The organism is Plantibacter sp. lyk4-40-MEA-4 (assembly GCF_030209415.1).
GTDB lineage: Bacteria > Actinomycetota > Actinomycetes > Actinomycetales > Microbacteriaceae > Plantibacter > Plantibacter flavus_A.
In genome coordinates this window covers 122,531-145,525 of the sequence record NZ_JARVSA010000003.1, presented here as the reverse complement: position 1 = coordinate 145,525, position 22,995 = coordinate 122,531, and the positions used below count along the sequence as shown (strand labels likewise).

Genomic DNA, 22,995 nt, shown 5'->3' with positions numbered 1-22,995 from the left:
GCAATCGGCCCCTCGCGTAACAGGGCGTCATCTAGGCCCCGGACATCACCTCTGCGACGTGTCCTCCGCTGCGATCGCCTCGGCGTACTCCTCGTCGCTGAGGGCGCCGACCGTCGAGTGCCGGCGTCCGTACCCGAGGTAGAGCGCCGCGCCGACGAGCATCCAGACGAGGAACACGATCCAGGTCGTCCCGCCGAGCGACACCATGAGCCCGAGGCACATGACGATGCCGAGCGCGGGGACCACCGGGAACAGCGGGACGGAGTAGCTGCGGTCGAGGTCGGGGCGTAGGCGACGCAGCAGGATGACCGAGAGGTTCACGAGGGCGAACGCGAACAGTGTGCCGATGCTCGTGGCGTCGGCGAGTTCGCCGAGGGGGATGAGGGCGGCGACCACCGCGACGACCGCACCGACGATGACGGTCCCGGCGACGGGCGTCCCGCTGCGGCGACCGACGCGCGAGAACACCCGCGGCACCATGCCGTCCTGCGCCATCCGGTACAGGATGCGCGTCTGCCCGTAGTAGACGGTGAGCACGACGCTCGCGATCGCGATGACCGCGCCGATGGAGAAGAAGAGCGCGACGATCGGCTGCCCGGTGATCTCGGTGAGGATGCCGACGAACGCGGACTCGTCGTCCGCGAAGGCGGTCCACGGGCGGGCACCGATCGCGGCGATGGCGACCAGGATGTAGACGGCGGTGACGATCACCATCGACAGGATGATCGCGCGCGGCAGGTCGCGACGCGGGTTCGTCGCCTCATCGCCGGCGGTCGATGCCGCATCGAACCCGATGTAGGAGAAGAACAGCCGGCTGGAGGCTGCCGCGATGCCGGCGATCCCCATGGGTGCGAGCGGTTCGAAGTTGCCGAGGGAGAACGCCGAGAACGCGATGACGACGAAGACGAGCAGCACGGCGAGCTTCACGAACACCATGATCGTGTTCGCCCAGGCGCTGTCCTTCGCGCCGCGGACGAGCAGCAGCATCGCGAGCAGGACGAGGGCGGCGGCCGGCAGGTTGATCAGTCCGTCGGCGACGCCGATCGGGTTCGCGAGTGCCGGCGGCAGTCCCAGGCCGAAGACCGCGAGCGCCTCGTTCACGTACTGCCCGGCGCCGACGGCGACCGCGGCGACGGAGACCCCGTACTCGAGCACGAGGCACCACCCGCACACCCAGGCGACGCCCTCACCCATGGTCGCGTAGGCGTAGGAGTAGCTGGATCCGGAGACCGGCACCGACCCGGCCATCTCGGCGTAGGACAGGGCCGACAGGAGTGCTGCGAGTCCGGCGACCGCGAACGCGATCCAGACGGCGGGTCCTGCGAGCGGGACGGCGGTGCCGAGGACGACGAAGATCCCGGTGCCGAGCGTCGCGCCGACGCTGATCATCGTGAGCTGCCAGACGCCGAGCGATCGGCGGAGCGACGTCCCCGACTCGGCGGGATCCGTCCCGAGTCGGACGAGCGGCATGCGCCTGCGCAGCTGCGCGAGGAGCGGGAGTCGGCGGTTGGTCACGGGTATCCATGGTAACCGTGGGCGCGAGGATCGTCCGGCGCGCTCGCACTCACCCGGTCTCGGCGAGCTCGGGTCTCGTCTCGTGTCGTCGGCCGTCGGGTGTGGTCCAGGTGAGGATGCCGCCGGGGTGGTGCTCGAGGTTCCAACCCGGCAGGTGCTTCAGTCGGTGATGATGTCGGCAGAGACAGGCCAGGTTGTCGACCGCTGTCGTGCCGCCGTCCTGCCAGGCGATCGAGTGGTCGAGGTCGCAGTTCCGGGCGGCTCGTCCGCAGCCTGGAGCCCGACACGTGGTGTCTCGCAGGCGGACGGCACGCGCCAGGTCGGCCGGGACCCGGTACTGCTCGCGTCCGACGGACACGATGGCTCCCGTTTCCGGTCGGGTGAGGATGCGGGTCATCGAGGGCGCGGTGACCGCGAGTCGGGCGGCGGTGTCGGGGTCGATCGGGCCGTAGCCGTCGAGCACGCCGGGTTCGTCGGTGACGCCGAGGGTGGACAGTGCCGGGACGGTCATCTGAACGGTGGCCCGGATGCGGGCCTCGATGCCGACGGGCTCGGCGAGCAGGGGGTCGGCCCCGGCGGCGACCGCCTCCTCCGCGATCCTGGCGGCGTCGTCGAGCGGTGCGGAACCGGGAAGCCACGTGAACGTCCCGGTCGTCTCCGGGTCGACCGGGATGGGACCTGTGTCGTCGCTCACCGTGCCGGCGACGGCGAGCGACGCGAGGGTGTCGGCGCGCAGCTGTGCGAGCGTGCGGGCGTCGCCGGCGATCCGCGCCGGGACCGCGACGGCGTCGAGGCGGTTCCTGATCGCGTGCGCCAACGGGGCCGTGGTGAACAGGTGCAGCCAGGCCATGCCGTCGGCCGCAGCCTCGAGCTCGACGCGGCGCTCGGTGATCGAGCGCGTGCGTCGGGCGGTGATCGATTCGGGATGCAGCCGTTCCCGAACGACCCTGGCGCGCTGCCGGAGGCGTGCTGTCGTCGATCGGAGAGCGACGGGCAGCACCTGCTCCAGGAACACCGCGTGGCCTTCCACCGGGACGTCGCGCAGCTGGTCGGTGATCGCGCGGGCGTGACCGCCGCTGATGGAACCGTGCGCGAGGGCCTCGAGCACGGCGGGTGCGTGGTGGACGAGTGCCTCGGCGTCGCCGACCCGCGCTTGGAGCGTCGGCTCGGACATCCTCGTGGCGATCGCGAGCGACGCGCACATCGACCGCCTCGCGAGATCGCGTGCGTCGGTCGAGGTGGCGCTCGTGGAGACGAGTGCTGACGCCGTCGCGTCGGCGTAGGAGAAGGCCTCGGCCAGCAGCTGCGCCTCCTCGGCGTCGAGCGCCGCGCGGCGCCTGGAGAGATCGACGAAGCGGTCGGTGAACGACGCCATCCGAGCAGCGAAGGCATCGCTCGGATGCTCCGGATGCCCCTCGCGCTCGAGCGCCTCGGGGCCCTGGATCATGGCGGTCTCGGTCATGACCACAGTCCACCATGGACCACTGACATTCGAGATGATCACGAGGATCCCGGCCGTGAGGACGAGTCCGCGGCCTCGCACAGGCGACCGCGGAACGCCAGGGCGAGACCGCGGTCACCGGTGGCTCGTACGATGAGCGGGTGGGTATGCGTTCGCTGCTGAGTCAGCTGGCCGGGGGAGTTCGAGGAGCGGCGCCGGAGGGTGTCGACGAGCAGGCGGTCGTCCGCCTCAACGCCGAACGGCCCGTGCGCGAGGTGCTCGAATTGGCAGGCCGGATCGGTGAGTCGATGCTCGCGCTCGGGGCCGCAGCGGCCGAGGTCACCGACGCCATCCGTCGGGTCTGCCGCGCGTTCGACCTCGAATGCCAGGTCGACCTCACCTTCACCTCCATCCTCATCGCGCACGACGGGTCCGAGCGGTCACCTGGGGTCACGGTGCTGCGCGTCGTGCGTTCGCCCGCAGCCGACTTCGACCGGCTCGCGAAGGTCGTCGTGGTCGCCGAAGGGATCACCCGTCGCTCCGAGCCGATCATGACCGTCACCGACGTCGCCCGCGACGAGGAGGCGGACGTGCTCGACGAACTGCACGCCCGCCTCGGCACCGCCCATCGCGACCTCGACCGCATCCTCACCGCCCGTCGCACCTACCGTCGCGGCTTCATCACCGTGCTGCTGTCGACCATGGCCGCGGCCGTCGCCGTCCTCCTCGGCGGCGGCGTGGTCTCGATGCTGCTCGCCGCAGCCACCACGGCACTCATCGACAGCGCGTTCCGGGCCCTGAACGTCTGGAAGCTGCCCGTCTTCTTCCTCCAACTCACCGGAGCGGCCATCGCCACGACGGTCGCCGTCCTCATCTCCATCCTCAGCCCCTACGTCCCGGCGGACCTCTCCGCGCTGCCCCCAGCCCTCATCGTGGCGTCCGGCATCGTCGTCCTCCTCGCCGGCGCTTCACTCGTCGGGGCGGCCGACGACGCGATCAACGGGTTCCCGGTCACCGCAAGCGGACGCCTCGTCGAGGTGATGCTCCTCACCATCGGGATCGTCGTCGGCATCGGTGGGGTGCTCGACCTCGCCCGACGACTCGGCATCTCGCTCGTCCTCTTCGACCTCCCCGTGAGCCCCTGGCCGGTCGCCGTGCAGATCGTCGGAGCGGCCGTCGCCTCGGCAGCCTGGGCGATGGCCTCGTACGCGGCCCTCCGCGCGGCGTTCTTCGCGGGCGTGACCGGCGCCATCGCGTTCTCGGTGTTCGTGTTCGTCTCCGGCAGCGGCGTCGCCCCGGCGGCGGCCAGTGCGCTCGCCGCACTCGTGATCGGGTTCGCTGCGGAGGCGCTCGGCCCGCGGCTGCGGATCCCGGCGATCATCCTGACGATCTGTGGGATCGTCCCACTGCTGCCCGGGCTCGCGATCTACCGCGGCATGCTCGCCCTCGTGAACGGTGAGCAGGGTTCGGAGGGCTTCGAGCAGCTCCTGCAGGCGGGGCTCACCGGCCTCGCGCTCGCCGCGGGCGTCACCTTCGGCGAGATCCTCGCGCGCCGCTCGGGTGTCTCCGGCCGGGTGCTGTTGCCCGGGTACATCCGGCGCTCCAAGCGCCACCCGCGCTGACCGGTCGCGGTCACTGAGCTTGTCGAAGTGCGCCCTTCGACAGGCTCAGGGACCGGGATGGTGTTGCTCAGGGACCGGCCGGCGTGACCGACCGCTGCTGGGGCTTCGCCGCGGACGTCAGGAACGACGCCAGGACGACGACGGCGAGCACGACGATCATCGCGCCGCGCAGACCGAAATGCTCCCCGAGGAACCCGAGCAGCGGCGGCCCGACGAGGAATGCGACATAGCCGGCCGAGGCCACCGCCCCGACGGTCGTCGTCGGATCGTCGCTCTCACCCGCCGCGGAGAGGGTCACGGGGAAGCCGAGGGCCGCACCGAGCCCCCAGAGCAGGACCGCGAGCCCCGCGACGAGGACGCTGTCGGAGAAGACGACGAGCGCGATCCCGACCGCCGACACCAGCGCGCTCACCCGCAGCACGTTGGCCTTCCCGAAGCGGGCGAGGAGCGGTTCACCGGCGAAACGACCGATCGTCATGGCGAGAGCGAACCCGGCGAAGACGATCGATCCGACGGCCGCCGTGGTGCCGTGCCCGTCGACCATGATGAGCGGCAACCAGTCGCCGGCGGCGCCCTCCGCCAGCGCGAGGGCGAGCACGATGAGTCCGAGGAAGATCACACGCTGCTGTCGCCACACCGCGAGCTGCGCGCGGATGCCGGGGGAGCCGACCCCCGTGTCCGTCTGACGTCCCGTGTCGGCCGGGATCTTCGGGATCGCCCACAGCAGCGCCGCGAGGGCCACGGCCACGACGATCAGCAGGTGGATGGTCACGGGGAAGGCGATCGCCGTGAGCGCGATGCCGGCGACGGATCCGATGACGGAGCCGAGGCTGTAGCAGCCGTGGAGCACGGGCAGGATGGACCGTCCGGACAGCTGCTCGATCGTCGCACCCTCGATGTTGATCGCGATCTCTGCAAGGCCGAAACCGAGGCCGATGCCGACCAGCCCGACGAACACGCCCAAGCCTTGGCCGGCACCCGCCATGAGGGCGAGGAGGGCGAGCCCCGTGACGAAGGCGGTACCACCGATGAGGATCGGGCGTCGGGCGCCGAAGCGGCGGACGAACGCCGCCGAGGACAGGACGCCCGTCATCGAACCGATCGAGATGCCGAAGAGGATGAGCCCCATCTCGGCGGTGCTCGCATGCACGAGGTCGCGGACAGCGGGCGTCCGGACGATGAAGGATGACAGGCCGACCCCGAGGGTCAGCATGAAGACGAAGATCGCCCCGCGCCGCCGCCGAAGAGGGGCGGACAGCGCGGGGCGGGGGTTCGCCTGACCGGCGCGAGCACTCATGCTCCGAGCCTAGAGGCGGTGGGAGTGCTGATTGGCAGGAATCAGATGATCAGCCCGAGGGGTTCTCGACGGGATCGCCCTCGGCGTCGGTCCCCGTCTCGGGATCGACCTCCTCGGGCTTCGTCACGGCCTGCTCGATGTCGTCGTCGTGTGCGCGCTGCGCGTCCGACTCGGGTCCGTTATTCGACATCGCCACGCCATCCCTGACCGGTCTGACCTTCGGTCTCGACGAGCTGCTTGAAGTTGCCGAGGTCCTTCTTCACCGCATGTCCGGCCACACCGACGGCGGAACCGAGGTGCTCGAGGAGGCCCTTGGGCTCCCAGTCCAGCTGCACGGTGACGCGCGTCTTGGCGTCCTCCAGGCGGTGGAAGGTGACGACGCCGGCGTGGTCCGCCTCGCCGCCCGTGCTGTTCCAGGCGACGCGCTCGTCCGGGTGCTGCTCGGTGATCTCCGCTTCGAAGGTGCGGGTCTGGCCGGCGACGCTCACCGTCCACTCGGTGAGCGTGTCGGTGACCTGCGTGATCGACTCGACCTCGTCGAGGAACTTCGGGAAGTCCTCGAAGCGGGTCCACTGGTTGTAGGCGACGGAGACGGGAACGTCCACGTCGATGGTTTCGATGATCTGCGTCATGGGCGCCATCCTCTCTGGTGCTGCGGTACCTGCACGGGTCTCGTCCGGAAAACCCGGACGCGACTGCGACGGTACGCGTGCAAGCTGCGATTCCGGGGGCATGGCCACAGGCGCTGCAACCTGTTACCCTGCCCGTCGCGACGCGTGCCCTCGCTCAGAGTTGGAAGCGGTACCCCATGCCGGCCTCGGTGAGCAGATGGCGGGGGGTGGCCGGCTCCGGCTCGAGCTTCTTCCGCAGCTGCGCGATGTAGAGGCGCAGGTAGCCGGTGTCGGTCACGTGCGTCGGACCCCAGATCTCCGTGAGCAGCATCTGCCGGGTCACGAGCTTGCCGGCGTTCCGGATCAGCAGCTCGAGCACCTGCCACTCCGTCGGCGTCAGGCGGACGGTGACCGGGGTCGCACCAGCGATCTGCCTGGTGACCTGCTTCGCGGCGAGGTCGACCACGATGTCGCCGAACCGCACGGTGGGTTCGGCCTCGGCACCGGGGACCCGTCGGGTGAGCGCGCGGACCCTGGCGAGCAGTTCGTCGATCGCGAACGGCTTCGTCACGTAGTCGTCGGCTCCGGCGTCGAGCGCCTCGACCTTGTCCGTCGAGCCGGCACGACCGGACACCACGAGGATCGGCGCGTCGGTCCAGCCGCGGAGGCCCTCGATCACCTGCCGCCCGTCGAGCCCGGGCATGCCGAGGTCGAGCAGGTACAGGTCGGGGCGGTGCGTCGTCGCGGCGTTGAGCGCAGCGGTGCCGTCCTCGGCCGTGATGATCTCGTAGCCGCGGGCGGTGAGCGTGATGCGCAGGGCCCGGAGGATCTGCGGGTCGTCGTCGGCGATGAGGATCTTCATCGAGCGCTCCCCTCCTGATCACGTGCCGCCGGCAGCGACACCACCATGGTGAGACCCCCACCCGGCGTGTCCTCCGGTTCGAGTGTGCCACCCATCCCCTCGACGAAGCCCTTCGACAGCGCGAGCCCCAGGCCGAGACCGGTGAGGTTGTCGGTGTCGCCGAGCCGCTGGAAGGGGACGAACACGTCCTCCCGCCGGTCGGGTGCGATGCCCGGGCCGTGATCCACGATGCGGATCTCGACGGCGTCGCGGAACCCGCTCGTCGCGATCCGGACGGGGGTGTCGTCGGGACTGAAACGCTGCGCGTTCGTCAGGAGGTTCACGATGACCCGCTGGAGGAGGCCGGCGTCCGCGAGGACGGGTGGCAGCTCGGGTGCGAGATCGAGCTCGGCGTCGTGCGGGCCGATGCCGAGCTCGTCGAAGGCCGGCAGGATCGCGTCCTCGACGTCGATCGGTGCGACGGTCACGGCGAGGACACCGGCCTGGAGGCGACTGACGTCGAGCAGGTTGGTGACGAGGGCCGCGAGCGTGCGCAGGCTGTCGTCCGCGGTTTCGAGGAGGTCGCGGCGGTCCGCCGTGGTGAGTTCGACGTCGGTCGCGCGCAGTCCGGTGACGGCGGCGGTCGCGGCGGCGAGGGGGCGCCGGAGGTCGTGACTGACCGCCGAGAGCAGCGCGCTCCGCACCCGGTCGGTCGCGGCCAGCGGGCCGACCTCCTGGGCGGTGGCGCGCAGATCGGTGTGCTCGAGCGAGGCGTCGAGCTGCGCCGCGATGACGGCGAGCAGGCGGCGGTCGGAGGCGGCGAGCACGCCACCGTGCAGTTCGAGCACCGCGCGGGTGCCGATCGGGACGCTCGTGAAGTCGCCGCCGCGGGTCGGTTCGCCGTCGACCGCGAGGACCTGCTCACCCGCGACGAGGCGCACCCCGGCGAGCGAGAAGGACTCACGGGTCCGGCTGACGAGTGCCTGCAGGGCACCCTCGCCGCGGAGCACGCTGCCCGCGACCGTCGCGAGCAGCTCGGACTCCGCGGCCGCGCGCCTGGCCGTGCGAGCCCGCCGGGCCGAGAGGTCGACGACCCCGCTCACGATCACCGCGATGACGACGTAGAGCACGAGCGCCACGAGGTGCGCCGGGTCGTCGATGGTCACGGTGTAGAGCGGTTGGACGAAGACGAAGTCGAGCGTGACCCCGGACAGGACGGCCGCGAACACCGCCGGCCAGAACCCGCCGACGAGCGCGACGAGCACGACGAGGAGCTGGTAGGACAGCACCTCGCTCGTGATGGACTCCTCGGTGCGGGCGAGGTGGAGGAGCCAGGTGACGAGCGGCCCGCCGATGAGCGCGAGCGCGAAGCCCGCGATGTGGCGCCGTGCGCTCAGGGCGCCGCCGAGCTTCGGCAGCCGGAACCGGCCGCCCGCCGCCTCGTGGTTGACGATGTGGACGTCGATGTTGCCCGACTCACGGATGACCGTGTTGCCGATGCCGGGCCCCGTGACCGCGGCGGACAGGCGACTGCGCCGGCTGACGCCGATGACGAGCTGCGTCGCGTTCGCCGCCTTCGCGAAGTCCACGAGCGCACGAGGCACGTCGTCGCCGACGACCTGGTGGAAGGTGCCGCCGAGGGTGTCGACGAGCGCTCGCTGCTGCGCGAGTGCTCCGGGGTTCGCGGTGCGGAGGCCGTCCTGCGTCGTCACATGCACCGCGATGAGCTCACCACCGGAGGAGCGGGCTGCGATCCGGGCGCCGCGCCGGAGCAGGGTCTCGCCCTCCGGTCCGCCGGTGAGGGCGACGACGACCCGCTCACGCGCCTCCCAGGTGCTGTCGATGCCGTGTTCGGCGCGGTAGTCGCGGAGGGCGGAATCGACCTCGTCGGCCAGCCACAGCAGCGCCAACTCGCGCAGTGCCGTGAGGTTGCCGAGGCGGAAGTAGTTGGACAGTGCGGCGTCGATCCGTTCGGCCGGGTAGACCCGCCCGCCGGCGAGCCGGTCGCGGAGTGCCTGTGGAGCGAGATCGATGAGTTCGATCTGGTCGGCCGCCCGCAGCACGGCGTCAGGGATCGTCTCCCGCTGCGGCACCCCGGTGATCTGCCGGACGACGTCGTTGAGCGACTCGATGTGCTGGATGTTCACCGTCGAGAGCACGGAGACACCGGCGGCGAGCAGGGCCTCCACGTCCTGCCAACGCTTGTCGTTCGTTGAACCGGGGGCGTTCGTGTGAGCCAGTTCGTCGACGAGCGCGAGTCCGGGGCGGCGCGCGAGGACGGCCTCGAGGTCCATCTCGTCGAGCGTCACGCCCCGGTGCTCCACGCCCCGACGCGGCAAGGTCTCGAGCCCCTCCGTCAGGGCGGCGGTCGCGGCCCGGCCGTGGGTCTCGACGACCGCGACGACCACGTCGACGCCCTCCGCGGCGAGACGGTGACCCTCCTCGAGCATCGCGTACGTCTTGCCGACGCCGGGGGCCGCGCCGAGGAGCACCCGGAGTCGTCCGCGCTGCATGGGTTATCCGTTCAGTCGGGCCACGGCGAGGTTGAGCTGCAGGACGTTGACCGTGGACTCCCCAAGGTAGCCGAGGTCGGGGCCCTGCGTCAGGCGCTCGACGAGGGCACGGACCGCACCCTCGTCGAGGCCGCGCTCGGCGGCGACGCGGGGCACCTGCAGCAGTGCGTAGGCCGGGCTGATGTGCGGGTCGAGGCCGGACGCGGAGGCCGTCAGCGCGTCGGCGGGGATGCTCGACGGATCGACGTCCTCGAAGGCGGCGATGGCCGCGCGGCGCTCCTCGATCGATACGACGAGGTCGGTGTTCTCCGGCCCGAGGTTGCTGCCGCTCGACGCGCCACCGTCGTAGCCGTCGCCGGCCGCCGACGGACGCGACTGGAACCACTGCGGCAGCGGCTTGCCGTCGGCGTCGGTGAACGACTGCCCGATGAGCGCCGAGCCGACCGTCTCGCCACCCTCGGTGACGGCGGATCCGTTCGCCTGCCAGGACATCGTCGCCTGCCCGATGCCGGTGACGATGAGGGGGTAGCCGACGCCGAGGACGACGGTGAGGGCGAGCATGGCCCTGATGGCGACCCAGTACTGGGCGATGCCGCTGCGGGAGGCACTCATGATGATCTGTCTGCTTTCGTGTGCTGGGTGGGGCTAGAAGCCGGGGATCAGGGTGACGACGAGGTCGATGAGCTTGATGCCGATGAACGGCGCGATCACGCCACCGAGCCCGTAGATCAAGAGGTTCCGGCTGAGGACCTTCGAGGCGCTGAGCGGTCGGTACTTCACGCCACGGAGGGCCAGCGGGATCAGGATCACGATGATGATCGCGTTGAAGATGATCGCCGAGAGGATCGCCGATGCGGGGGAGTGCAGCTGCATGATGTTGAGCAGAGCGAGCCCCGGGAACACCCCGGCGAACATGGCCGGGATGATCGCGAAGTACTTGGCGACGTCGTTCGCGATCGAGAACGTCGTGAGCGCACCTCGCGTGATGAGCAGCTGCTTGCCGATCCGGACGATGTCGATGAGCTTCGTCGGGTCGGAGTCGAGGTCGACCATGTTGCCGGCCTCCTTCGCAGCGGAGGTGCCCGTGTTCATCGCGACACCGACGTCGGCCTGCGCGAGCGCCGGAGCGTCGTTCGTCCCGTCACCGGTCATCGCGACGAGGTTGCCGCCCTCCTGCTCCTTGCGGATGAGCTCGAGCTTCTGCTCGGGCGTCGCCTCGGCCAGGAAGTCGTCGACCCCGGCCTCGGCGGCGATCGCCTTGGCGGTGAGGGGGTTGTCTCCCGTGATCATGACCGTGCGGATGCCCATGGCGCGCAGCTCGGCGAACCGCTCCGCGATGCCGGCCTTCACGACGTCCTTCAGGCGGACGACGCCGAGCACCCGCGCGGTGCCGGCGGTGTCGGTCTGCGCGACGACGAGCGGGGTGCCGCCGCCGGCGGACACCGCCTCGACGTGCTCCTGGAGCTCGGCGCGGGTCGCCTCGGCGAGGGAACCGAACGACTCCACCCAGGCCAGTACGGCTGAGCCGGCACCCTTGCGGATCTGCACGCCGTCCGGTTGGTCGAGGCCGCTCATGCGGGTCTGCGCGGTGAACGGGACGATCTCGCCAGCCCCGGACCCGTCCAGGTGGATGCCGCGCTCGGCCGCAAGGTCGAGGATCGACTTGCCCTCGGGCGTCGGGTCGCTGAGCGAGGACCGGGCGGCGGCCTGCGCGAGCTCCTCCGGCGTGACACCGCGGAGGGCGATGAACTCGACCGCCTGCCGGTTGCCGTAGGTGATGGTGCCGGTCTTGTCGAGCAGCAGGGTCGTGACGTCGCCGGCGGCCTCGACCGCACGACCGGACATCGCGAGCACGTTGCGCTGCACGAGTCGGTCCATGCCGGCGATGCCGATGGCCGAGAGCAGGGCGCCGATGGTCGTCGGGATGAGGCAGACGAGCAGGGCGATGAGGACCGGGACGCTGACGGGAGCCGCCGCATAGGAGGCGATCGGGTTGAGCGTCAGCGCCACGACCACGAACACGATCGACAGGCTCGCGAGCAGGATGTTGAGCGCGATCTCGTTCGGCGTCTTCTGCCGCGCCGCACCCTCGACGAGGCCGATCATGCGGTCGACGAAGGTCTCGCCGGGCTTGGAGGTGATGCGGACGACGATGCGGTCGGACAGCACGCGGGTTCCGCCCGTGACGGCACTGCGATCGCCGCCGGACTCGCGGACGACCGGGGCCGACTCGCCCGTGATCGCCGACTCGTCGACCGAGGCGATGCCCCAGACGATGTCGCCGTCGCCCGGGACGAGCTCGCCGGCGGTCACCACGACGACGTCGCCGAGGGTGAGGTCCGCCGAGGAGACCTGGCCGATGGCGGCGTGCTCCGCGGACGGATCAGCCGAGGCGTCGTAGGCCGTGACCTGGTTCGCCATGGTCGAGGTGCGCGTCTTGCGGAGGCTGTCGGCCTGCGCCTTGCCGCGGCCCTCGGCCACGGACTCCGCGAGGTTCGCGAAGACGACCGTGAGCCACAGCCAGATCGCGATGCCCCAGGTGAACGACGCCGGCACAGCCGAGCCGCCGGATTCCTGCGCCCCACCGAGGAACGGTTCGGCGATCGCGAGGACGGTGGTCAGCGCCGCGCCGACCTCGACGATGAACATGACCGGGTTCTTGACCATGAGCCGCGGGTCGAGTTTGCGGAAGGCGCCCGGGGTCGCGGCGAGCAGCTGTGCCGGACCGAAGGCGGCCTTCGCGGGCTCGTGGTGGTGGTCCTGCTCCTGCTCGGGTTCCGCCTGGGCGGGAAGCGTGTGCGTGGTGGACATGGTTATGACAGCCCTTCCGCCAGGGGACCTGGCGCGAGTACGGGGAAGGAGGTGGGTGCGGTGATGATCACGGCGTGTGCGTCGTGGACGTGGCTCATGACAGCCCTTCCGCCAGGGGACCCAGCGCGAGTACGGGGAAGTACGTGAGTGCGGTGATGATCACGGCGACACCGGTGAGGAGGCCGACGAACTGCGGCCGGTTGGTCGGGAGCGTTCCGGCGGTCGACGGCACCCGGTCCTGTGCAGCCAGCGAACCGGCGAGCGCGAGGACGAGCACGATCGGGACGAAGCGGCCGAGCAGCATCGCGACGCCGAGCGCCGTGTTGAACCACGGGGTGTTCGCCGTGAGGCCGGCGAACGCGGAACCGTTGTTGTTCGACGCGGAGGTGAAGGCGTAGAGGACCTCGGACAGGCCGTGGAGGCCCGGGTTCCAGATCGACGTCGTCTCCACGTCCGAACGGACGCCGGGGATGGCGAAGCTCAGTGCGGTGCCGGCGAGCACGAGGGTCGGCGTCACGAGGATGTACAGGCTCGCGAGCTTGATCTCCCGTGGGCCGATCTTCTTGCCGAGGTACTCCGGGGTCCGGCCGACGAGCAGCCCACCGATGAACACGGCGATGACGGCGAGCACGAGCATGCCGTACAGGCCTGAGCCGACGCCGCCGGGGGCGATCTCGCCGAGCATCATGTTGATCATCGGCATCATGCCGCCGAGTGCCGTGTAGGAGTCGTGCATCGAGTTGACGGCACCCGTCGAGGTGAGCGTCGAGGTCGAGCCGAACAGCGTCGAGGCGAAGACGCCGAAACGCTGCTCCTTGCCCTCCATCGCGCCGCCGGCGGCCATCGGTGCCGCTCCGAGGCCGCGGGCTTCGAGCGCCGTGAGGATCGAGAACGAGGCGAGGAAGATGACGCCCATGACCGCGAGGATCGTGTAGCCCTGCTTGTGGTCGCCGACCATGCGGCCGAAGGTGCGCGGCAGGGAGAACGGGATCGCGAGCATGAGGATGTTCTGGACGAGGCTCGTCCACGCGGTCGGGTTCTCGAAGGGGTGCGCGGAGTTCGCGTTGAAGAACCCGCCGCCGTTCGTGCCGAGGAGCTTGATGGCCTCCTGCGAGGCGACCGGTCCGCCGGGGATGGTCTGCGTCGCGCCCGTGATGGTCGTGACGTCGGTGAAGCCGTTGAGGTTCTGGATGGTCCCGCCCGCGATCAGCACGACCGCCATGACGACCGAGAGCGGCAGCAGCACGCGGAGGGTGCCACGGGTGAGGTCGACCCAGAAGTTGCCGATGGTGCCGCTGCGGCGACTCGCGAACCCGCGGACGAGGGCGATGGCGACGGCGATGCCGACGGCGGCGGAGACGAAGTTCTGCACCGCGAGGCCCGTGAGCTGCACGGTGTAGCCCATCGTGACTTCGGGGGAGTACGACTGCCAGTTGGTGTTGGCGACGAACGACGCGGCCGTGTTGAACGACAGTCCCTCGGGGACGGCGGGGAGGCCGAGTGCGAAGGGGAGGACGGCCTGCGCACGCTGGAGGGCGTAGACGAGGAGGACGCCGACGAGCGAGAAGGCGAGCACCCCGCGGAGGTAGGCCTGCCAGGTCTGCTCGGAGCGGGCGTCGACACCGATCACGCGGTAGAAGCCGCGCTCGACGGCGAAGTCCCTGCCGGAGGTGTACACGCGGGCGAGGTACTCGCCGAGTGGACGGTAGAGCAGCACGAGGACCAGGACGAGGGTCGAGACCTGCAGGATCGCGAAGAGGGTCTGCATCAGAACCTCTCGGGTTTCACGAGCGCGTACACGAGGTACACGACGGCGGCGACGGCCAGGACGGCGGCGAGGAGTTCGAAGACGATCACAGTCTCTCCACTCCCCGGGCGACGAGGCCGACCAGAGCGAACACGGCGATGATGCCGAGCACGTAGACGAGGTCGAGCAAGAGGACTCCAGTGGGTGCGTGGTGCGGGTGCGTGGTGCTGCGTCCCGTTCGGGACAGCTCAGAGCCAACACCCGTCAGCGACCTCCGACGGCGGTCCTCACGGTTTCCATACGCCTTCCGCGTGGATCCTCACGACCTCCCTACGGGGTGCTCCTCCTCAGGCCGCCGTCCTACCCTCCTGCTCAGCTCCCGAGCGTGTGGGCGTGATCCGGCACGTACCGGTACCGGTCGCGGGCGGGTCGGTCGTACCCGTCGGCGCCCGGCCGCTCGGGGATGTCGATCGGCTCGGGGGCGCGCTGCTCGTAGGGGATCTGAGAGAGCAGGTGCGAGATCGCGTTCAACCGGGACGCCCGCTTGTCGTCGCTCTCGATCGTCCACCAGGGTGCGTCCGCGTGGTCCGTGGCCTCGAACATCTCGTCCTTGGCGCGCGAGTAGTCCTCCCAGCGGGTGATCGACTGGAGGTCCGTGTCGGACAGCTTCCAGCGGCGCATCGGGTCGTCGAGGCGCGAGCGGAACCGTTGCTCCTGGACCTCGTCGGAGACCGAGAACCAGTACTTGACGAGGATGATGCCGTCCTCGACGAGCATCCGCTCGAACACGGGAGTCTGGCGGAGGAACCGCCGGTACTGCTCCGGAGTGCAGTAGTCCATCACCCGCTCGACGCCGGCACGGTTGTACCAGGAGCGGTCGAACAGCACGATCTCACCCGCGGTCGGCAGGTGCTGGATGTACCGCTGGAAGTACCATTGGCCGCGCTCCTGCTCACCGGGGGTCGGCAGCGCGGCGACCCGCGCCGAACGCGGGTTCAGATATTGGACGATGCGCTTGATCGCGCCGCCCTTACCCGCGGCGTCGCGGCCCTCGAAGACCACGACGACTCGCGCGCCGGTCTCGATCACCCAGCGCTGCATCGCGACCAGTTCGATCTGCAGCCGTTCCAGCTCCGCTTCGTAGCGGTCCTTCCGGATGCGTTTGGGCGGCTTGGTCCGGTTCGGAGTCTTCGACATGCTGTGTGTTCCCGCCCGTCCCCGCGAGGACTGGTTCGACGCCTGACCGGCGCGGTGGTGCAGTGCTCGGTGCCCACCCCGGCGGAGCGGCACTCGCACCCAGCCTGCGCCCGCCGGAGGATTCCCGCTGGGTGTGTCATCCGCGTGCCGACAGGCGTATAGTCACGCGCGCGCTGTCCTAGGCTTGGACGTCGAGGGCGTCGAGGGGATCTGGTCGGTGGAACTGCGGTGGCTGACGGCGCCCGAACACGAGGTCGCCGCGGCGATGGCGGACGAGCGTCGCTCTGGCCGGTCCAAGTGGGTGCCCACCGGGCGGAGGGTGCTCTTCCACCTCTACTTCAGTCTCGTCCTCTGGTACCTCGCGATCGCCCTCGTCTCGGTCGGGGTCAGCGTCGACGAGTACCACGACGGTCGCGTCGAGATCGATGACGTCGTCGGGTTGGTCGTCGCCGTGCTCGTCCTCGTGGGTCTCCTCGTCGGGGCCTGGTTCCTGTACCGCTGGTCGCGACGTCCGCCATCCCCGAAGGCACGCCTCGCCGAGTGGCGGACCCACCTGACGGCGGTGACGAACGGATTCGGGGAGGAGCCGAAAGGACGGGCGATGTTCTCCTCGCTCATCACCACGACGGGGAAGTACAACAACGCCTTCATCACCACGCCGGGGCCGCAGCTGTCGTCCCACCCGCGGTTCGTCGGCGATCGGGTCGAGTTCGGCAACCTCGTCGACGACGTGAAGCGGTCGCGGGACTGGCACTACCTCACCGTGCAGTTACCGGCCCCGCTCCCGCACCTCCTGCTCGACGCGACGACGAACGACACCGTCCGCAGCGACCTGCCGCCGGGCCTCGACCGGGGTCTGCGTATCTCCCTCGAGGGCGACTTCGACCGGTGGTTCCGCGTCTACGCACCGTCCGGCTACGGAACGGACGCGCGATACGTGCTGACCCCCGACGTGATGTCGTCGCTCGTCAGCACCGCGGCGTACTACAACGTGGAGATGGTCGACGATCGGGTCGTCTTCTTCAGTCGGCCGGCCGCCGACTTCTCGCACGCCGCCCCCTGGGTCGCCGTCGACGCGATCCTCAGCGACCTCGTCCCGCGTCTCATCACGAGGGCTGAGCGGTACCGTGACGAACGGGTGGCAGGGCAGGACGCGGGAAGCGTCCTCGAGGCGGCACGGGACGCCATGGAGGCTGAGCAGGTCTGGACCCGGAAGGAGACGGTCGTCGGCGAGGAGGGTCGTCGCCTCACGGTGCGGGCGCGCTTCCATGCGATCTGGGTGGCCGTCGGTGCGGTCAGCTGGCTCGTCACCCGCACGCTGCTGTACGTCATCCCGGGCGCCTTCGCCTTCGCGGGGTTGATGTCCGTGATCGACGGGCGCTAGCCGCAACCGAGTCGCCCGAATCTGCTCGGATCCACTCCGAAACCGGACAGATCCGGGCGACTCAGCGTGCAGGGTCGCGGAACATCCGGTGACGCATTCGCGTTCACGACGGTGTGACCACCACCCTGACCGCTCCCGCAGGGCCCGCGACCGACACCTTCGATCGCGCGCTCGCGAGCTTGGAGTGGACGATCCACGGCACCGACCGCGACCGCCTCGCCGCGAACGTTCCGCTGCGGCGGCCGCACGCGGCATCCGGCTTCGTCTACCTCTCCAGCGGACGCGTCCGCCTCAGCGCCGCCGACGGCAGCCGCGACCTCGACGCCGGGGACCTCGTCTTCTTCCCTCGCGCCCACGCCACGACGGTGGTCGCGCTCGAGGACGCGGAGCTGCTCGACGTCGCGTTCACCCCGCCGGGTCAACGCCAGCAGGTGGCGGAGACGCTGCCCGAGCACCTGTACGTCGCAGATTTCGCCGGGCAGGAGCCCTCGATGGTGGCGCTCCTGGAAGGTATGGGCTGCCCGCAGGCGGCTGGTCGTCCGCGGCCGGGCGACAGCGTCATCTGCAGCCGCATCGCGACCACGATCGTGTCGGCCGCGCTGCGCACCTGGAACGAGGCCGGCTGCGCACCGGAGCGCTGGCTGCAGCGCATCGGCGACCCGCACATCGGTGCGGTCCTCGACGCCCTGCACGCCGAACCTGGGCGACCGTGGACCTTCGAGACGCTCGCCCGAACCGCCATGATGTCGCGGTCGGCGTTCGCGGAGCGGTTCCGCGAGGTCGTCGGGCACACCCCGCGCGCCTACCTCACGACCGTTCGCATGGAGACGGCGAAGGGGCTCATCCTCACGGGCGACGCGTCCGTGGCCGAGCTCGCCGGCGCACTCGGCTACGTGTCGGAAGACGGGTTCGCGCGCGCCTTCCAGCGGTACACGGGCCTCACGCCGGCGCGCTGGCGTGCCGAGGCGGCGCTCGCCGCGTAGGCGGTCGGCCGGGCAGCCTTCGGCGTCACCGCGCGGTGCGCGCCGACCCGAAGACGATGCCACCGATGATCGCGGAGATCGCCGCGACCGTGAGCGCCGGGACGATGCCGACCGCGTCGACGAGCAGTCCACCCGCTCCGGCACCGACGGTGATCGCGAGCTGGAACCCCGCGACGACGAGTCCGCCGCCGGACTCCATGCGGTCCGGGACGAGGCGACCCATCCACGTGCTCAGGGTCGTGAGCCAGGCGCCGAAGCCCATGCCCCAGGTGGTGATCGCGATGGTCACGATCCAGGGCTGCCCCGGGAACAGGGTCACGAGTGCGATCGAGACGCCGATGAAGGCCGGGACGACGAAGCGCAAAGCCGCGAGGTGGCGGTCGACGAGGAGTCCGATCACGAAGTTGCCGACCACGCCGCCGAGGCCGAACGCCGCGAGGAGGACGGCCACACCGGCCGCGTCGAGGTCCGGCACCCGCTCGATCGCGAGCCGGATGTAGGTGAAGGCGATGAAGTGGCCGAGGACGGTCAGGATGTGCCCCGTGAGGCCGACGCGGATCCCGGGGACCCGGAGCGTGTCGACGAGCGACCGCAGACCGCCGCTCGACGGAGCCGGGGCGACGGGCGGGAGCACGAGCCGCAGTGCGACGGCCACCACCGCGGTGATGACCGCGACACCGGCGAAGATGAGGCGCCAGTCCATGACCGAACCGAGGTAGGTGCCCACCGGGACACCGGCGACCGTCGCGACGGTGGTGCCGGTGTTCACGAGCATGATCGCCCGACCGAGGTGGTGCGGAGCGGACAACCGGGCGGCGATCGCGATCGACATCGCCCAGAAGGCGCCGAGGGCTGCGCCGAGTAGGAGGCGGGCGATGAGCAGCATGACGAAGTCGCCGGAGATCGCGACGAGCGCGCTCGACACCGCGGCGGCCGCTGCGAGCAGGACGAGCAGGAGGCGGCGGTCGAGCCGCGGGACGAGGATGCCGATCGTCGGTGCGGTGAGGAAGCCGATGAACGCCGTCGCGGTGACGGCCTGGCCTGCCTGGCCCTCGGTGATCCCGAGCGAGGCTGCCATCGACGGCAGCAGGCTCGGCGGCAGGAACTCGGCGAGCACGAGCACGAAGCTCGTCGCCATCATCACGGCGACGGCGGCCCATGCGGTCCGCGTGCGAGGGGCGGCGGACGCGGTTGTGTGCGTCGTGGGGACCGAGCCCGTTCGTGGAGCATCGAGCTTCTCGTCTGTCGTCATGCCTCAAGCCTGCCCGAGACGAAGCGGTCGCATCCGACCTCCCGTCCACTCGAGCCGACCGTCAGTCCACCGGAGGCGCCGTGCCCTGCCGAGAGTCGCCTGAGACCATGGTCAACAAGTTGCACTCAGTGCATCGGTGCACGTAATGTACCCACGTGTCCACCACCGCCCCCGCCGAGGATCGACGCGCCGCCCTCCGCGCGCGCCACCATCGGGCGATCCTCGACGCCGCCCGCGTCATGATCGCGGAGCAGGGCATCGCGGGGTTCAACGTCGACGTCATCGCCGAGCGCGCCGACGTCTCGCGCCGCACGGTGTTCAACCACTTCTCCTCGATCGACGACCTCGTCACCACCTCCTGCACGGAGGAGCTGGCCGTCGTGATCGAGAGCTTCCGGTCCGCCGTCAACGCACGACCGGCAGGCCCCGGGTCGCGCGTGTCGATGTTCGAGGACGTCGCCGCAGCGCTTCGCACGACCGACATCCCCCGCGTCATCGCCTTCCTCTGGAACGCGCTCGGCGGCTTCGCACCCGACGACTCGCGCCCGCAGCAGCTCTTCCAGGCCACCTTCTCCCGCACCACCCAGGAACTCGCCCACGAACTGGCCGAGCGCAACACCGACGTCGACGAACTCGAGGCCGGCTTCCTGGTGTCCTCCCTCATGCACGGTGTCGAAGTGCTCGCCCACCACTGGATCGCGAGTACCGGCGCCACCACGGACGATGAAGCCCGTGCCCTCTGGACCGACCTGCTGGAACGGCTCATCGCGAGCGTCCGCACCGGCTACGCGTCCACGCACTGACCCGCTTCCCGTTCCGTCCCCGCACACGACACCAGCACCACCTCCCGAAGAATCGAGACTCCCTTGGCTGAACTGCTGTATCGCCTCGGACGCTTCTCCGCGCGTCGCGCGTGGGCCGTCCTCATCTCCTGGATCGTGATCCTCGGCATCTCGGTCGGCGCGTTCCTCGCCTTCGGCGGCACCCTCTCGAGCGCCGTCACCATCCCGGGCACGCCGACCGCGAAGGTCACCGACCAGCTCGAGGAGTCGTTCCCGAGCGCGTCCGGCGGCACCGGGGCGATGGTGTTCCACACGAAGGACGGCGACGCCTTCACCGACAGCCAGAAGACCGCGATCGGCGAGCTGCTCGACGAGACGGCCGACCTGAAGGGCGTCGACACCACGGTCAACCCCTTCGAGACGCAGGAGACGATCGCCGACCAGGCGAAGCAGATCTCCGACGGCAAGACGCAGATCGACGACGGCCGCACCCAGCTCACCGACGGCCAGACGCAGCTCGACGCCGGACAGCAGCAGCTGACCGACGCGCAGACCCAGCTGAGCGCCGCGCTCGCCCAGGCGCAGCAGGCCGCCGGCGGCACGCTCCCGGCCGCCGCACAGGCCCAGTTCGACGCCCAGCAGACCGCCATCACGCAGCAGCAGACGGCGCTCGACGCCCAGCAGGCCACCATCACCGAGAACCTCGCGAAGCTCGACGAGCAGAGCACGAAGCTCGAGCTCTCCTCCCAGCTCCTCGACCTCTCCTCGGGCATCCGCACCGTCTCCACCGACGACACCACAGCGGTCGCGAACGTCGTCTTCGACAAGCGTCAGCAGGAGGTCACGCCGGAGACGAAGCAGTCGGTCATCGACCAGGTGAAGAAGGACGTCCCGTCGGGCGTCGAGGTCGAGTTCTCGAACGAGCTCGCGCAGAGCCTGCCGCAGCTGTTCGGCGTGGGTGAGGCGATCGGCCTCATCATCGCGGCGATCACGCTGCTCGTCATGCTCGGCACGGTCATCGCCGCATCGCTCCCGCTCGTCTCCGCGATCGTCGGCGTCGGTGTCGGTGTCACCGCGTCGCTCTCGCTCTCGGGTGTCGTCGACATGCTCTCGATCACGCCGGTACTCGGCGTCATGCTCGGGCTCGCGGTCGGCATCGACTACTCGCTGTTCATCCTCAACCGACACCGCAAGCAGCTGCTCGCGGGCGTCGAGCTGCACGAGTCCATCGGACTGGCGAACGGCACCTCGGGCAACGCCGTCGTCTTCGCCGGATCGACCGTCCTCGTCGCGCTGCTGGCGCTCAACGTCACGGGCATCCCCTTCCTCGGCCTGATGGGCACCGTCGGCGCGATCTGCGTCGCCGTCGCGATCCTGCTCGCGGTCACCTTGACGCCCGCCCTGCTGTCGCTGCTCGGCCTCCGCATCCTCAGCCGGAAGGCACGCGGCACCATCGGCACGCCGCGTCCGGACGCCGTCCCGACCAAGCCCATGGGCACGCTGCGCGCCGTCGGCACGCTCGTCGCCGGACTCGTCGTGCTCGGCGTCGTCGCGATCCCCGCGCTCGACATGCGCCTCGGCCTGCCGGACGGCAGCTCGGAAGCCGTCGACTCGACGCAGTACCAGTCCTACACGCTCATCGAGGACAAGTTCGGTGCCGGCGTCAACGGGCCGCTACTCGTCGTCGCCACGCTGCCCGACGCCGCCACCGACGAGGAGGTCCTCGAGGAGCAGGTGCGGATCGGCCAGGAGATCGCCGACCAGGACGACGTGAAGGCCGTCGCGCCGGTGGGCGCCTCGGACGACAACTCCGTGCTCGCCTTCCAGGTGATCCCGAAGGAGGGCCCGAACGCGGTCTCCACGGAGCAGCTCGTCCGCGACCTGCGCGACCTCTCGCCGCTGTCGGGTGACGTCGAGCTCGGCGTGGCCGGCAGCGCGAGCGGCAACATCGACGTCTCGAAGCAGCTGTCCGACGCCCTCCCGCTCTACCTGGCGCTCGTGGTCGGCCTGTCGCTGATCATCATGATCCTCGTGTTCCGCTCGATCCTCGTGCCGCTCACGGCGACGCTCGGCTTCATGCTGTCGCTCGCGGCGACCTTCGGTGGTATCACGGCGATCTTCCAGTGGGGCTGGCTCGGACCGGTGTTCGGCGTGCACGACCCGGAACCCATCCTGAGCTTCCTGCCGACGATCCTGATCGGCATCCTCTTCGGGCTCGCGATGGACTACCAGCTGTTCCTCGTGTCCGGCATGCGCGAGGCGTTCGCCCACGGTGCCCCGGCGCGCCTGGCGGTCCAGCGTGGCCTGCACGCCGGCCGGACGGTCGTCGTCGCGGCGGCGATCATCATGATCTCCGTGTTCGGCGGGTTCATCTTCTCCCACTCGGCGATGATCCGGTCGATCGGGTTCGGTCTCGCCTTCGGTGTGCTCGTCGACGCGTTCGTCGTCCGCATGCTCCTCATCCCGGCGGTCATGCACCTGCTCGGGAAGAGCGCCTGGTGGATCCCGAAGTGGCTCGACCGCATCCTCCCGAACGTCGACGTCGAGGGTGCCGCGCTCGAGCGCAGCCACCCGCATGACACGGGTTCGGTCGCGACCGCCCCGTCGAGCGGCGAGCCGCGGAACGCGGTCGACGGCGCGGAGACGGCGGCCCTCGGAGCCGGCGTGACCGCGGGGACGGCCGCACACGTGGCCGCGCCGTCGAGTGAGCTGACCCGCCGGGAGGCGGCAGCCGCCGCCGAGCGGACACACCCGGCGCACGTGCTCACGACGGACCCCGACCCGGCCGACCAGCAGGTCTCCCGGGTGGAGCCCGGGCTCGACGTCGTCGTGCACCCTGCGACCGCCGGTGTACAGCGCGTGGCCGTCGGTGCCTACGTCATCGCGGTCGACGCCGACAACGGCACCGCGGTCGTCGAGCCGCCCGTCGGTGGCGTCGTGGTCGTCCGCGCGCCGAGGTAGCGCGAGCGGTCCGGTCCCTGAGCGACCTACTCGGTCCC

Annotated in this window: 18 protein-coding genes; 5 read left to right on the top strand and 13 right to left on the bottom strand. The window is 70.3% G+C overall.

Translation table 11 applies throughout. From position 1 onward, the window contains the following. Positions 1-45: 45 nt before the first annotated feature. Complete coding sequence (locus QRN44_RS05910; RefSeq protein WP_285038811.1) at positions 46-1,470, bottom strand: APC family permease; 1,425 nt, start codon at positions 1,468-1,470, stop codon at positions 46-48. Positions 1,471-1,564: 94 nt separating this feature from the next. Beyond that, a complete protein-coding gene (locus QRN44_RS05905; RefSeq protein ID WP_285038536.1) occupies positions 1,565-2,977 on the bottom strand; it encodes an HNH endonuclease signature motif containing protein in 1,413 nt (470 codons plus the stop codon). A gap of 146 nt (positions 2,978-3,123) precedes the next feature. Here QRN44_RS05905 and QRN44_RS05900 point away from each other — a divergent pair, with 146 nt between their 5' ends. Continuing rightward, positions 3,124-4,578 (top strand): threonine/serine exporter family protein, encoded by a 1,455-nt coding sequence (locus QRN44_RS05900; RefSeq protein WP_079001064.1) that lies wholly within the window; start codon positions 3,124-3,126, stop codon positions 4,576-4,578. Between the two features lie 67 nt (positions 4,579-4,645). Here QRN44_RS05900 and QRN44_RS05895 read toward each other — a convergent pair whose 3' ends face one another. The 10 genes from QRN44_RS05895 to ppk2 form a co-directional block, all read right to left on the bottom strand. Next, positions 4,646-5,875 (bottom strand): MFS transporter, encoded by a 1,230-nt coding sequence (locus tag QRN44_RS05895; protein WP_285038535.1) that lies wholly within the window; start codon positions 5,873-5,875, stop codon positions 4,646-4,648. A 49-nt stretch (positions 5,876-5,924) separates the two neighbouring features. After that, on the bottom strand, positions 5,925-6,065 hold the full coding sequence (locus QRN44_RS05890) for a hypothetical protein (RefSeq protein ID WP_153303361.1): 141 nt from the start codon (positions 6,063-6,065) through the stop codon (positions 5,925-5,927). Continuing rightward, positions 6,055-6,507, bottom strand: a complete 453-nt coding sequence (locus QRN44_RS05885) for an SRPBCC family protein (protein ID WP_071261699.1) — start codon at positions 6,505-6,507, stop codon at positions 6,055-6,057. Before QRN44_RS05885 ends, QRN44_RS05890 begins: the two co-directional genes overlap by 11 nt. 154 nt (positions 6,508-6,661) lie before the next feature. Further along, complete coding sequence (locus QRN44_RS05880; RefSeq protein WP_285038534.1) at positions 6,662-7,348, bottom strand: response regulator; 687 nt, start codon at positions 7,346-7,348, stop codon at positions 6,662-6,664. After that, positions 7,345-9,840: a sensor histidine kinase gene (locus QRN44_RS05875; protein WP_064295030.1), complete on the bottom strand. Its 2,496-nt coding sequence runs from the start codon at positions 9,838-9,840 to the stop codon at positions 7,345-7,347. Before QRN44_RS05875 ends, QRN44_RS05880 begins: the two co-directional genes overlap by 4 nt. Positions 9,841-9,843: 3 nt before the next feature. Next, on the bottom strand, positions 9,844-10,452 hold the full coding sequence (kdpC, locus tag QRN44_RS05870) for a potassium-transporting ATPase subunit KdpC (RefSeq protein WP_285038533.1): 609 nt from the start codon (positions 10,450-10,452) through the stop codon (positions 9,844-9,846). 33 nt (positions 10,453-10,485) lie between these two features. After that, positions 10,486-12,651, bottom strand: a complete 2,166-nt coding sequence (gene kdpB / locus QRN44_RS05865; RefSeq protein WP_285038532.1) for a potassium-transporting ATPase subunit KdpB — start codon at positions 12,649-12,651, stop codon at positions 10,486-10,488. A gap of 94 nt (positions 12,652-12,745) precedes the next feature. Further along, positions 12,746-14,419 carry a potassium-transporting ATPase subunit KdpA gene (gene kdpA / locus QRN44_RS05860; RefSeq protein ID WP_285038531.1) on the bottom strand — a complete coding sequence of 558 codons (1,674 nt, stop codon included), beginning with the start codon at positions 14,417-14,419 and terminating at the stop codon, positions 12,746-12,748. Further along, positions 14,419-14,508: a K(+)-transporting ATPase subunit F gene (gene kdpF / locus QRN44_RS05855; protein WP_056009336.1), complete on the bottom strand. Its 90-nt coding sequence runs from the start codon at positions 14,506-14,508 to the stop codon at positions 14,419-14,421. The genes kdpA and kdpF overlap by 1 nt, the downstream gene beginning before the upstream one ends. 262 nt (positions 14,509-14,770) lie before the next feature. After that, positions 14,771-15,595 carry a polyphosphate kinase 2 gene (ppk2, locus tag QRN44_RS05850; RefSeq protein WP_285038530.1) on the bottom strand — a complete coding sequence of 275 codons (825 nt, stop codon included), beginning with the start codon at positions 15,593-15,595 and terminating at the stop codon, positions 14,771-14,773. A gap of 217 nt (positions 15,596-15,812) precedes the next feature. Between ppk2 and QRN44_RS05845 the strand changes: the two genes are divergently transcribed. Next, positions 15,813-16,979, top strand: a complete 1,167-nt coding sequence (locus QRN44_RS05845) for a hypothetical protein (protein ID WP_285038529.1) — start codon at positions 15,813-15,815, stop codon at positions 16,977-16,979. 113 nt (positions 16,980-17,092) lie between these two features. After that, the gene (locus QRN44_RS05840) at positions 17,093-17,962 is read left to right on the top strand and encodes a helix-turn-helix transcriptional regulator (RefSeq protein WP_285038528.1); all 870 of its coding nucleotides are present in this window, start codon (positions 17,093-17,095) and stop codon (positions 17,960-17,962) included. A 25-nt stretch (positions 17,963-17,987) separates the two neighbouring features. On the opposite strand, the gene QRN44_RS05835 is transcribed toward QRN44_RS05840, so the two are convergent. Beyond that, on the bottom strand, positions 17,988-19,214 hold the full coding sequence (locus tag QRN44_RS05835; protein WP_285038527.1) for an MFS transporter: 1,227 nt from the start codon (positions 19,212-19,214) through the stop codon (positions 17,988-17,990). Between the two features lie 155 nt (positions 19,215-19,369). Between QRN44_RS05835 and QRN44_RS05830 the strand changes: the two genes are divergently transcribed. Together QRN44_RS05830 and QRN44_RS05825 are read left to right on the top strand one after the other, a co-directional pair. Further along, positions 19,370-20,017 carry a TetR/AcrR family transcriptional regulator gene (locus QRN44_RS05830; protein ID WP_064296018.1) on the top strand — a complete coding sequence of 216 codons (648 nt, stop codon included), beginning with the start codon at positions 19,370-19,372 and terminating at the stop codon, positions 20,015-20,017. 63 nt (positions 20,018-20,080) lie between these two features. Beyond that, entirely contained in the window at positions 20,081-22,957 is a 2,877-nt protein-coding gene (locus tag QRN44_RS05825; RefSeq protein WP_285038526.1) for an MMPL family transporter, read from the top strand. The last annotated feature ends 38 nt before the right edge of the window (positions 22,958-22,995 follow it).